The 13,386-nt window shown below is 48.4% G+C and carries 7 protein-coding genes; 1 reads left to right on the top strand and 6 read right to left on the bottom strand.

The features are described 5' to 3' along the window. Positions 1 to 16 precede the first annotated feature (16 nt). The 4 genes from HPS56_RS07995 to HPS56_RS08010 are packed head-to-tail and all read right to left on the bottom strand — an operon-like array spanning position 17 to position 6,005. Entirely contained in the window at positions 17 to 1,330 is a 1,314-nt protein-coding gene (locus HPS56_RS07995) for a TolC family protein (protein ID WP_253952419.1), read from the bottom strand. 14 nt (positions 1,331 to 1,344) lie between these two features. Continuing rightward, positions 1,345 to 4,500 carry an efflux RND transporter permease subunit gene (locus HPS56_RS08000; RefSeq protein WP_172275629.1) on the bottom strand — a complete coding sequence of 1,052 codons (3,156 nt, stop codon included), beginning with the start codon at positions 4,498 to 4,500 and terminating at the stop codon, positions 1,345 to 1,347. After that, positions 4,500 to 5,561: an efflux RND transporter periplasmic adaptor subunit gene (locus HPS56_RS08005; protein ID WP_253952420.1), complete on the bottom strand. Its 1,062-nt coding sequence runs from the start codon at positions 5,559 to 5,561 to the stop codon at positions 4,500 to 4,502. Before HPS56_RS08005 ends, HPS56_RS08000 begins: the two co-directional genes overlap by 1 nt. A gap of 18 nt (positions 5,562 to 5,579) precedes the next feature. Further along, a complete protein-coding gene (locus HPS56_RS08010; protein ID WP_172275630.1) occupies positions 5,580 to 6,005 on the bottom strand; it encodes a hypothetical protein in 426 nt (141 codons plus the stop codon). Between the two features lie 167 nt (positions 6,006 to 6,172). Here HPS56_RS08010 and HPS56_RS08015 point away from each other — a divergent pair, with 167 nt between their 5' ends. Next, the gene (locus HPS56_RS08015; protein WP_172275631.1) at positions 6,173 to 7,090 is read left to right on the top strand and encodes a helix-turn-helix domain-containing protein; all 918 of its coding nucleotides are present in this window, start codon (positions 6,173 to 6,175) and stop codon (positions 7,088 to 7,090) included. Between the two features lie 39 nt (positions 7,091 to 7,129). Here the strand turns inward: HPS56_RS08015 and HPS56_RS08020 are convergent, their stop codons facing one another. Beyond that, positions 7,130 to 12,934: a helicase-like domain-containing protein gene (locus HPS56_RS08020; RefSeq protein WP_172275632.1), complete on the bottom strand. Its 5,805-nt coding sequence runs from the start codon at positions 12,932 to 12,934 to the stop codon at positions 7,130 to 7,132. After that, complete coding sequence (locus tag HPS56_RS08025; protein WP_172275633.1) at positions 12,924 to 13,376, bottom strand: DUF1896 domain-containing protein; 453 nt, start codon at positions 13,374 to 13,376, stop codon at positions 12,924 to 12,926. The genes HPS56_RS08020 and HPS56_RS08025 overlap by 11 nt, the downstream gene beginning before the upstream one ends. Between the last annotated feature and the right edge of the window lie 10 nt (positions 13,377 to 13,386).

Below are 13,386 nucleotides of genomic sequence, written 5' to 3' on the forward strand. Positions count from 1 at the left end.
ATCTCATATAAGTTATTCAATATAACACCCCAGAAACTTTCAGGTATTCCACTTGGTGTATTTTATATTGTGCTTTGGCTTCTATCATATTGCTTTGTGCCTGTTGCCATGTTGATTGAGCTTCAAGCAAGTCCGTGAGAGTACACAGCCCATTACCGTATCGACTGGTCATGACACGCAGGTTTTCATCGGCTTGTCTTTGTCCGGTTGTTGCTGTCTGTACCAGTGTGTAACTGTCATTCACGTTTTGTATGGCTTGATGAATTTCCAGAGTCATAAGTTTTATATTTTTTTGAAAATCCAGTTGGGAGTTGTTTAAGTCAAGTTTTGCCTTTTTTACCTTCTTCTGATTTTCACCCCAATGAAACAATGGAACACTGACGGAGAGAAAAACGCCCCAATTCCCGTCTTTAATTTCGTGTTTGAATGGTAAATATCCACCTTGTCCGTCGGGCATCGCTCCACTTAAATCAATTCCACCGTGATACATATAGGACGCAGACAACCCCACTTTCGGCAGAAGTTCAGATCGGGCTATTTTTATTTGTTGTTCGTATGCTCTTATCTGATTCTCTAACAAATGATATTCGGGACGTTGTTCAATGCCTTCACTCAGTGTGGCAGGTGATGTGATTGTAATGATAGTGTCAGAGGGTATAATTTCCGTATCAAAAGAGCAGCCTATCACATTACACAAAGCCAATCGACAAAGGTTTGCACCGCTTTTTGCCGCTTGTAGCTGATAGCTAATCTCACTACGTTTTGCCTCTATACGTAGTAATTCAGCTTCCGTACACATTCCTGCTTCAAGTCCGGTATGAATTTGAGCGTAAAGAGAGTCCATTAATGACTGATAAGCATAGAGCATATTCACTTTACTGCGTACCGCAATTAGTGTCCAATAGCTCTTTTCCGCTTCTGCAATCACTTCCGCACGGATTTTGCGGAATGATTCTTTTGCGCAATCACGCCCGATTTTAGCCAAACGGTTTGCAGCGATGATTTTTCCACCCATAAACACGGGTTGGGTAAGGTTAATCCCTGCCATATATACACCTTGCATCTCAAGTTTCATCCCCATCATGTCAAGACCGGGAGTGAGAGTCCCGCCAAGAGCCATACCGTCTAACTTAGGCAGATAATTGGTAAACGCAATGGCTTTGTCAAGTTCTGATTGCAAATAATCGTTATTGGCTTTTTTTATCTTTTCGTCTCCGGCAAGTGCCAGTTCACGACATTGTTCAACGGAAAGTGCCAATTGTTGTTGCCCCCAAACTGCTTGGGATAACAACAGCATGGCTATGATTATTATATAATGTATCTGCTTCATATTATGAGATTGTTTTAGTTTTCTGAACTTTCACCGGATATATTAATACGGAATAATGCCGCATAGAATACAGGAAGAAGCACAAGGGTAATCAACGTACCCATTGCAAGCCCACCCATTACAGTAATTGCCAAAGAACCGTACATTGGATCAGGAATTAGAGGAATCATACCCACAATTGTAGTCAGTGAAGCCATAGTGACCGGTCGCACACGAGAAACCGTAGCTTGTATAACAGCCCTGTACGGTGTGAAGTGTTCCTCTTTTTGCAGGCGGCCAATCTCGTCCACCAAAACGATAGCATTCTTCACCATCATACCCATCAATCCCATTGTTCCGACCAATGCCATAAAAGTAAATGCTTGGTGAAAGGCTATCAACGAAGGCACTATTCCACACAGCACGAAGGGAAAACAAAGAATAATGAGTATAACCTTGCGCCAATCGTTGAATAGTAAAAGCAACACCATAAGGATAAGGAACAAGGTAATGGGAACATACTTCATCAATCCGCCGATGGCTTCGTTTTCAAGGTCGCTTTCGCCTATCCAGCGGCGATAATACCCCGGAGGTAGTGGAATTGCGTCAATTTCCTCCTTTACAGAAGCCATGAGTTTGGCTGGGGTGGCGTCCTCCATATCCGAATTCGGTTCACATTCCGCTTCAATGGCTCGCTGCCCGTTCATACGCATCACGACATTTTCGTCCCATGACAGATATATTCCATCAGTTACGCTACTTAAGGGAACACTTTTGAATATATCGTCCTCTATTTCTGAAGCTCTCTTTTTCCCGCTGATAAGGCTCTTGATGTCATTATCTGTTACATGTAAATTTGCCATACTCCAGACCGGAATATCGTTAAGCTTATCCATTCGGCTACCATCGTTGTTGCGTACATTCAAGTTGATGAGTACCGTTCTTTCTTGGTCGTTCAAAGCTCCGACTGTAAGCCCATCGGTTGCAGCCATCAGAGCGTTTGCCACATCTCCGCGTTCAATGCCCGAACGCAATGCCGCCGTGCGATTATAGTCTGCGACTAATGTTTTTCCGGTAGGTTTCCAATTGTTCTGTACCGAGCGGGTATCCACATAAGGACTACGCCGCATGATGCCTTCCGCCTTTTTGCTTAGTTCACGCAACACAGCTGGGTCGGGACCGGAGAACTCCACTTCCACGCTATGCGTTGTTCCGATGCAAAGATTGTATTTGCGTATATGAATATAGACATCGGGATATTGCTTCCGCAATAGTTCACGTACCACCGGGATTTGCTTCATCACGGTGGCATAATCCTTGCAATCCACCATTAACTCACCATAACAATCACCCCCTATAGTCATGGGGCGTACAAGACAATAATGTGCCGGAGCACTGCCCATACTGGCGGCGACACGGTCTATATTCTTGTCCTCCTTCAATAGCCGGCTCATATCCAATAACCCCTCACATACATTATCAGGGTTAGTCTGTGCCGGAAAGTAACATTCAACTATAAACTGGTTGTAGTCAAAATCGGGAAAAAATACATTTTTCACCTTCGTCATGCCAAACCCACAAATAGCCAACACAAATACAGACACGGCAATCGTTGTCTTTCTGTATTTAATCAGCGATGCGATGGTACGTTTTACAAAACGGTGTATCGGCGAGTTCATAATGCTTTGAGCATTGCCGTTCATATCCTTTTCCCGTGCAGGCAACCATGATTTTGCACATATGGGTACTTGAATCAATGCCAATATCCAACTGGCTATCAAGCTGACTCCCAATACGACAAAAAGGTCGTGGGCATATTCGCCAACAGAACCTTGTGTAAGATAGACGCAAAGAAAAGTGGACACCGCTATGATTGTTGCTCCAAGAAGTGGAAGTGCAGTATGCCTTCCAATACGATACAGATATGTTTTTGGACCTAAGCCACGTTTCTTATCTATCAAGATACCGTCCATAATGACAATGGCATTATCTACCAACATACCCATCGCCACAATGAAAGCACCGAGAGAGATTCTTTGTAGTGTAGTTCCTCCAACCAATAGTACAGGAAAAGATACGGCAATTGTAAGCACCAGTCCAAAGCCGATAATAGCCCCACTACGGAATCCCATCGTGAATATAAGCACAAGAATGACCACTGCAACGGATTCCAATAGATTTATCATAAATGAACTGATAGCCGTGTTCACCTTATCTGGCTGAAAGAAAATCTTTTCAGTCTTCATTCCGGCGGGCATCGTTTTCACAATCTCGTTCAGTCGGGCGTCCACCTCTTTTCCTACATCGGGCACTATCACATCATTCTCCATAGTCAGACAAATGGCTATGGCAGGTTTTCCATCTACGAAAAAACCGTTTTTCTGCGGTTCTACATATGCACGTTCAATCTCTGCTACATCTCCCAACTTCACTTGTGTACCTTGAATGGTGCGGATGTAAAGGTTGCGTATGTCATTCTCGTCTTTCAATGCGTCTGAAACATAAATTTGCAAACGTTCATCATCATTTCCAAACGCTCCGGCGTTTACCGTTTTGCCCGCATTTTGCAAGGCAAGCATGATTTGTGTGGGCAATATGCCGTTCCGTGTTATCCTGTCCTTGGATATGACGATATTGATAACTTCATCACGGTTCCCTACGATGTTTATACGCTTTACCCCCTTGACTCCCAGCAATTCGCTTCTTATCTTCCGTGCGTACCTGTTAAGCTCCGGGTAGGTGTATCCGTCACCAGTAAGGGCATAGAAGATGCCATAGACATCCATCATGTCGTCTATTACAATGGGAGGATAGCAACCCTGCGGCAATCGAGGTTGCACATCATTCATTTTTCGGCGGAGTAAATCAAAATACTGTTCCAAATCATCCAGCGAGACTCCCATCGCGAACTCTATGGTCACAGTAAGCATCCCGTCATGACATTCGCTGTTGAGTTTTTTTACATCGGGCAAGGCACGAAGCTCATCCTCGATTAGCTGCGCCACTTTAAGCTCTACTTCGTGCGCGCTCGCTCCGGGATATACAACCGCTACCATAGCTTGCTTCATGGTTACCACAGGGTCTTCAATTTTGGGCATTTGCAGAAACGACAGTATGCCTCCCACAAGTATGCTTACCATCAACGACCAGAATAATACCGGACGTTTGATAAAATATTCGGTCACTTTCATCAGAGTAGCCCTCCTACATTGGTTTTAGATGGCTGTTCAAGCACAGTAACTTTTTCTCCTTCACTCAATGAGTTCACTCCGGCTCTCACCACTTGCTCATCACCGTTCAAACCTGATGTGACAATCAGTTTACCTTTATTATCCATGCCGTTTAGTTTGATTTCTTTTTTGGAAACTGTGCTGTCGGCATTCATTACCCATACATACGATTTTTCTTTTTCCCGAAAAACAGCTCTCATGGGCAACGTGAATGCTTTTTTGTCTGCTTCACTATCCTTTGTTTCCACATCCACAGATACGTTCATTCCGGCAGTTACAGTTTTTGCCGCATCTGTATCTGTAAAAGCAAGACGCATCTTGTAAAGTTGGGTTCCGTCCGATTGTGGGATTACACTCAATAGTTTCATTGTCGGGATATATTTTGTGTCGCCAGAAAAATGGCATACTATGCGTTTTATATGGTCACGTTGTTTATAAAGCGCAAAAGGCACGTTTAATTCCACTTCCAAACCATTTAGGTCAAGAAGTGTAATGACCGGAGTACCCACTTTTACCATTTCTCCCAGACTGAAGTTCACACTTTTCACATAGCCATTGACCGGAGCGTAAAGTCGTGTATAATCCAATTTATTCTGGTTTGTCTGAAGTTGCACTTTGAGTTGTTGCAAACCACTGATAGCTTTGTCATAGTCATTATCCGACAAACTTTTAGCGTTATGTAATTTTTCTAATCGTTCCGTTTCTTTCTTCATCTGTTCGTATTGAACTTTTGCAGATTCCACTCCAAGTTTGTAATCAGCATCGTCAAGCATGGCTATAAGCTGACCTTTATGGATATACTGACCTTCTTTCACAACTACCCGCACTAATTCTCCGGGAGTCTTAAAGCCCAAAGCTATTTCGTGCGCTTCTTGTACTACGCCTGAATAACTGTTTCGTGTGTTCGCTCCTATGGCTGAAGGAGAAGTCAGCACAACACTATGCAACGTTTGCTTTTCGTGCTTGTCGCTGCAACACGTCATAATACCCATAAGGACAAGTAATAAAAGAGACTGTTTCATATAGTTTTATATTTATTGTCATAGGTTGTTTAAGGATTTCCGCAGCACTTTGATACGTACAATAATATGCTCCAGAGATAAGGCAATTGCAATTATCCCCAAAACATAGTGCCACAGCCCTATATCGGAATTAGCACCTTCTACAAATAAAAGAGCCAAACCTGTTAAAATGAGCGTTATAAAAATAAAGTTTAGCATAAGGGTTGTTTTTCTCTTTTTCCATGCTCCTTGTTTCAACAGACTCTTATACCATGCCTTATGTTGCCTGATATGACGCAGAAGCATATATAAAAGTCCTAAACTGAAAATTACATGCACTACCGCCCAATTATGCCATATTTCATGCTCCAATGTGTCGTCCGTTACGTGCAAACTGACACCGGAGAATGCAGAGCCAATGAATAGAGGTATTAAGCTCCAATCAGTTACATATATTTTCTTCATTTCTATTTTTTTAATGCAAAGGTCGGCAATTTTTTCCTGAAACAACCGTTCTTACTGGAGATGAAAATGTGCTATTAGTCGAATATTTCGCGAATATAGGATTTGCAGCCATAAATAATTGGAATATATATCTTATCTTTGCAGCATAAAACAAGATTATAATGGTTATGGCATCTATATTTAAGGGGCTGGAGATGATGATGCTCCCGATTTCAAATGAAGCTCAAATATTTGAAGACAAATTTATGCTGACTGACAACATTGACATTCAAGACGGAGCTGTGGAATTGGAAAAGTTCCGTTCGTCAGAATGTCCGTTCAAAATAAATTTCAATATGGTTTTGTTTTGCGTGGAAGGGGATTTGAAAGTACGTGTCAATTTCCACGACTACCGGCTTCAAGCATGTTCAGTCCTTTTTGTACTACCCGGATCAATTGGGGAATGCTTGGAATATACTGAGAATTGTCGTTTGTTCGTTATTGCTTTTTCCGGTAATATGGATATTACTGCCATCAATTCACCGATGGCAATGATGATGAAACAATATGTAAGTAGTAATGCAGTAGTAAAAATCAGCCAAAAGGAAGCTGATGAATGTCTGATGCTTTATCGCATGATGAGCGATAAAATGCAACTCCCTGATTTTATATTCAAGAACGAAGTGCTGAATGGATATATGCAGGTTTTGTATGCTATTGGTTATCAATGGCTCTCTGACAACAAAAAACACATGGACTTACAGAAACGTGAAAGCAGGCAACAACGACTCTGTGATAATTTTTTGGAACTGGTGAGGGACAATCATTTGAAACAGCGCGAAATCAGTTTCTATGCGGACAAACTTTGTGTTACACCTAAATATCTTTCAGGTATCGTATATCAAGTAAGTAGGAGATATGCAAGTGAATGGATCAAGGACTATGTCATTCTTGAAGCCAAAGCTCTGTTAAGGAGCAACTGTTACACAGTACAACAAATTAGCGATATGCTGAATTTTGCATCTCCATCATTTTTTGGAAAATACTTCAAGGCTGCCGTTGGATGTTCTCCTCGCAAATATGCAATGGGAGGGGATTTAACATAAGAGGAATGCCCAAATTAGCATCCCTCTTGTGTTAGCTTATTACATTTTAATTTTATTTATCCCCGGACGCCCGATTATGATATGGTCGGCAATGAAATTGCCCGTGGGACTTCGTTCACTTGTCGGACTGCGTATCTGCGTCGGAGTATCTTCGGGATACTGCGTCTGCCTGTTCCTCACGTCTTCCGTTTCCGACTTGACCTCCTGTCCATCCTTTTCTTTTTCGGCGACTTCGGGCACTGGCGGCGCAAGCTCCAACTGTATCTTGCGGTCGAGTGCGGCAAGTTCGGATTTCAACTGTTTCAGTTCGTCCTCCTTCTTCCACACCTTGCCGGCTATTTCCTGCAACTGCGGAACCTCCTTTTCCAGCACCTCGTTCTTCGCCTTGTACTGGTCGATGGTGGAAGGTATCTTCTCCAGCGCGTTCAGGAAATTGCGCGCGGCGGCTACCGGGTCAGCCATTGCCAGATGCCCGTTGTTGTAGGTGTACTTGTAGTTTCCCTCCACCACGAAGCGGTTGTCGGTAAACTCCAGCCCCTCTTTGAGTATCCTCTCGCTTACCACCTTTATCGGGAAACCGTAAATCTCCCCGACAGGCTTGTACAATCCGCCGGTCGTGGCGTTCTTGGCTATCTCCTGCAAACGCTTTCCGATAACTTTTTCATCGGTAGAATCTACGCCGTCCACCTTGACCGCATTCAGGCGGTTGCCCTCCTTATCGGTCTTGACAACGGAAAGAAAACGGTTCCAGTCCTCCGTCATGGCTTCGATTACAGCCGTGTTGTTACGTAGTTCTCCCATCTTGGCTTCCAGCTTGAACTCCGAATCGCGCTTGCCCTTGTTGAACGACTTGCGTTCCCCTTCGAGCGAGGCGATACGCTTCTCTAATTTCGCCTTGTCCAAAAGGTCGGTATTGCCGGAGAGCAACGCCATGTACTCCGAGAAGTTCATGCCGGATTTCTCGTCCATAGCCCCCTCGTCAATGGTACGTGCGCCCATCGCCCCGCTTTTGAGCTGCGAGATGAACGTCTGCTTGCAGTGCAGCAGGTTGAACTTGTAGCTGTCCAGTGATTTTTCCACCGCATAGATGATGACATCCACGTTGTTCCCCGCAAAATGCTTGGCAATCTCGTTACCCGCTCTAACTCCCCGTCCGTCACGCTGTTGCAGGTCGGACGGTCGCCACGGCGTATCCAAATGATGGATAGCGACACACCTTTTCTGCGCGTTCACACCCGTTCCGAGCATGGAGGTGGAACCGAACAGCACACGCACTGTCCCGGCGTTCATGGCGTCTATCACCCCCTTGCGCGCCTTGTCGGTCTTGCACTCCTGAATGAAGCGCACCTCGCTTGCCGGTATGCCGTAGTCCTCCGTCAGCTTCCGCTTGATCTCGCTGTACACGTTCCACCCGTCGCCCGGCTGGTACGTCCCCAGATCCGAGAACACGAACTGCGTGCCTTTCTGCGCGTCATACCTGTGGTAATACTCCGCAATCGTCTTGGCACAGTGGGAAGCCTTGTTGTCGGGGTGGTCTTCGTAATGCGGGTCTATCATGCGCATATCCAGTGCCATTTTCCGCGCGTAATCGGTGGCGATAAGCATCTTCGCCTTCTCCTCCGTTTCCGACAGGGGTGGTCTGCCCAGCAGCGTGGCGTCGCCCGTCTTGGCGAACTGCATCAGTTTCTCGATGAACTCCTCCTGCTCCGGCGTGGGCGGTATGTGGTGCAGTATCTCGTTCTTGTGCGGACGGTCCACGCCCACATCCTCCGCCGTACGGTAGTCGGTTATCTCGTTGTAGAAGGCGGCAAGCTCCGGCACTTTGATGAAGTAGCGGAAACGCTCCTTCTGCACCACGTTGTTCGTCACGTTGAACTCGAAGTCGGTCATCTTCTTGGCAAAGATAGCTGCCCAAGCATCGAAACACCTAATATCCTGCCGTTCCAGCTCCTTCGGACGCAGGTACTTGAAGAGCAGGTACAACTCCGTCAGCGAGTTGCTGATGGTCGTGCCGGATAGGAACGTAGCCCCCAAGTCCTTGCCCGTGCGCTCCTGTATGGTACGGATGGCAAAGAGCATATTGAGTGCTTTCTGGCTTCCTTCACTATTACCCAAACCCGCCACACGGTCGTGCCGCGTGTTGAAAGTCAGGTTCTTAAATTGATGGCTCTCGTCAATGAAGATATGGTCGATGCCCATCTGCTTGAAGTCCACCACGTCGTCCGTGCGCGATTGGATGGCATGTTCCACCTTCTCCAACTTCGCTTCAAGGTTGTGCTTACGCTTTTCCAGCCCTTTCAGCATCGCCCTCGACACGTTCTTGCCTTGCTGCCGCAGCACTTCGAGGTTTTCCTCCACCGTATCAAGCTCCGCTTGCAGGATGTGCTGCTGCAATTCCGGCGACTGCGGAATCTTGCCGAACTGGTCGTGCGACATGATGACGCAATCATAATCGTTGTTCTTGATATTGTTGAAGAAACGCACGCGGTTGGCGGTCGAGAAGTCCTTCTCCGAGGCATAGAGAATCCGCGCGTTCGGATATGCCGCCTGATAGGTGGCTGCAATCTCCGCGACATTGGCTTTCAATCCGATAATCATCGGCTTGTGCGCCAAGTTCAGACGCTTCATCTCATGCGCCGCGATGCACATTATCAGCGTTTTACCGGTTCCCACTTCGTGGTCGCATATCCCGCCGCCGTTCTGTTTAAGCATCCAGACACAGTCCATCTGCGACGGATAGACGCTCTTGATACCCCGGCTTGCCAGCCCTTTGAGGTTGAGGTCCGGAAAGGTCTGATGCGAGCCGTCATACTTCGGGCGCACGAAACAGTTGAACTTGCAGTTGTACATTGTCGTCAGCCGTTCCTTGAACTGCGGCGACTGCTCTTCCAGCCATTCCGAGAACCCGTTACGGATTTCATCAATCTTGGCGTTGGCGAGTTGTATGCCCTCGCTGTCGCGCACCTTGATGTCATTGCCATGCTCATCCTTGCCGATGGACTTCATCATGTCGGGGCAGGTGTTGTGCAGGGCGTGTTTCAACAGGTGCATACCGTCATAGTTCCGGTAATAGCCCTTCACTAAAAACTCGTCCGTGATTTTCATAGTGCGGTAGCCGCACGCCACCGAAAACTCGTCCATGCTTGCGGAGTAGGCGATTTTCACTTCCGTGTCGAAAAGGTGGCTCATGTAGGCGGCATACACGCCCGTCGGAATCCAGCGTTCCCCGAAGTTGAAGTCAAGGTCCTCAAAGGCGATGCGCTGCGGCTCGGCTTCTTTCAGAGCCTCCAACGCCTGCTTCACTTCCGGCATACGCCCGTTTTCGGGGTTGTCGCCCATCCATGCTTCGATGCGTTCCGCCTTCTCTATCACGTTCCCGGCGATGAACCTGTCCTTTATCTCGTAACCGGTTACGAGCGGGTTGTAGAAGATGCGTCCTTTGAGGGCGTCAAGCAATCCCTCCTCCGTGCTGTCGGTTATCTCCCGCATATAGTCGAGATTGACCGTACCGAACTTGTTGAGCGATGCGGAGAGTGCCTCTTCGGGAGAGCTTACGTTGGCATGGCTCTCCACCGAGAAGGAAACGGGACGCTCGAAGATGTCCGCCTTGACGAACCTGCCGTCCTCCGCCCGTTCCAGCGAAAGGATGTCGCGTCCGGCGGCATCCATCATCAACAGTTTCACGTTATGCTTGGCATTGAGGTTGCCGTAGCGCATGACGAACTCATCGTAGCAGGTGTTCAGATGCTCTCGCCACTGCGGGTTTTCCTCGCGTCTGTTCGATTCATAACGGTACAGACGCTCGTATGCATCACGGAGCGACACATACAGCAACGCCTTCTCTTTCTGATAATCTGTCAGTCCAAGCGGCTGGAATGTCGCGCCGTAAGGCGTAATGTCTTTCAGATAACCGATGTTACGACGCCCACTGTCAGCCACCAACGAGCCTTCACGCAGGTGCATTTCTGGCGTGCGGTGATAGGGACGCGGCGACAGGTCGGGGGCTTCCTCTTTCGGTTTTTCCGCTTCCATTTCGGGAAAAAGGGAGGTTGCAGCCGTTTCCGTTGCAGAAACGGCAGGAGTGGCGGCAACTTCCGGCTGTTTTTCGGGTTGCCGTGCTTCCTGCTCCGGTGCGGCTTTCACGTCCGGGACATGCTGCCGTGTTTCCTGATGCTGTGCCGCCAGCCTGCGAAGCTCCTTGCGTCGCTCCGGCGTGAGGTCCATCATCATTTCATAGAAACCGTTGATGGGCGGATTGGTGTCCCAATCCAAAGTGGCGTAAATATCTTCAGGGTCGCTTTGCTTCCCGACATTTTCCGGCTTTGCATCCTTGCTTTCGATTACAGGCTTGACGGATTCAACAGGAGGAACAGCCGTAACCGGCGGCTTCGGTTTAGGAATGGCACGCCTTGCCGTGCTTTCCTTTTTCGCCGTCTTTTTCTTCTTGGCGGGTGCTTCCTGCTTGCGGACTTCCTCGGTTATACCCCAAAGGTCGAGCAGGGAAAGCTGCACGCCCTCCGAATAATCGGGGCGGCGCGGCTCTATCTCCGGCTTTTCTTCCTCCGACTGCAGTGCTACCGCTTCGGGCTTCGCTGCCATTTCGAGATATGGCGGCTGTATTTCGGGAGTGGCAACCGGTGTGGCAACTGTTTCCGTTACCGTATTTTTCTCTTGGACCGGATGAAGCCTGTGCCTTTCATACAGTCCTTTGTCAAACCGGTGCAACTCGATTTTCAGATGTTCTCGCAAGTCCTCCGCCATCTGCCCGATGCCGCCCCGGTGCAGGAGTTGGTAGGCAGGCTTTCCGTAAGGGTCTGTACCCCTGATCAAATCCGTATTGGAAAGAGAGCTGATGCTCCATACATACCCGTTCACCGAAGTGCCGATAGGCGTCTGTTCGGTCTGCACGAAAAGTTTCTCGTTATAGTACAGCTCCCCGTTCTTGCCGCTGTTCTTTTGCAAGATGATCAGGTCGCTGCCCACCTCCGTGCCGGCGTTGTCCGTGAAGAGGTTGTTCGGCAGGCGTGCGACACCCACCAGATTGGCATGGCTCATCATGTACTCGCGTATGGGTGCATTTGTCGGGGCATCCAATACCCCCTGCGAGGTGATGAACGCCACGATGCCGCCCTCACGCACCGCGTCAAGGCTTTTCAGGAAGAAATAGTTGTGTATCGTCTTGGCGGCTGAACGCCTTGCCGTGTCACGGCTCCCCGTAAATTCCGGGTCGAACACAGCCACGTCACCGAAAGGGATGTTGGATATGGCAAGGTCGAAATAGTCCGTGAAGGGCTTCTCTATCTTCTCGAATCCCTGCACCCTTACCTTTTGGTCGGGATGCAGGTGTCCCAATATCTTGCCCGTCATCAGGTCTTTCTCGAAAGCCATGATGTCCGCGTCCGGCTTGTTTTCCAGCACGGCATCCACGAATGCGCCCACGCCCGCCGACGGCTCCAGCACACGGTCGGGACGTATGCCGTGTTCATGCAGTACATCTGCGATAGTGCCGGTTATCTCCGGCGGGGTGTAGAAAGCGGTCAGCACGGACTGCTTCATGGCATCCACGTACCGTTTGTACTCCGTATCGTCCTTGCTGTTTTCACGCACCAGCCTGTGCAGCTCCACCGTAGGGGCAAACAGTTCGAGGTCCGATTTCGCCCAATGGACGGCATCCGTCAGTTCCTTTGCCGGGTTCAGTATGCACTTCAACCCACCGAAACCGCAATAACGTTCCAGCAGCAGCCTTTCGCGCGCGGTGGGGGTGCGTTGCTCCCTGTCAAGGATAAATGCCGTCCGTATCGCCTCGATGTTGTCCCGCAGCCGTTGTTTGCGGTTAAACGCCATATTCCCCGATATAAAGGACGACGGCTCCCGTCAGCTCCGTGTAGAGCAGGTCGTATTCGGGCGACAGGGCGAAATTGTCGTCCGAAAGGTCATAGGCGGAGAATACATTGCCGACAAGCGGCAGCAGCTTTCGGATGAAGGCATCGCGTTTCTTTTCCGGCACTTCGTCGGCAAACTCGTTTTCCACGACTTCGCGGAGGATGGCGTACTTGGAATAGCGAAGCCCCCGCAGGAGCGTGTCCATCGCCAACTCCTGCGCCCCTTCGGGCGGATAGCCTTCGAGTCGCGCCCGCTCATACGTTTCGGCGGCACGGTCGGCACGCTCCCGGATGAAGGCATCGTCGGAAGCCTGTTCAAACCTGTTCGTGTGGAGATAGTCCAGCAGGTACAGACCGTAATAGGAAAAGTCGGTCTGACCCTTGTTTTTCTTCTTGTTGTTCATTACTTTGGAA

The organism is Xylanibacter muris (assembly GCF_013166605.1).
In the GTDB taxonomy this organism is placed as follows: Bacteria; Bacteroidota; Bacteroidia; order Bacteroidales; family Bacteroidaceae; genus Prevotella; species Prevotella muris.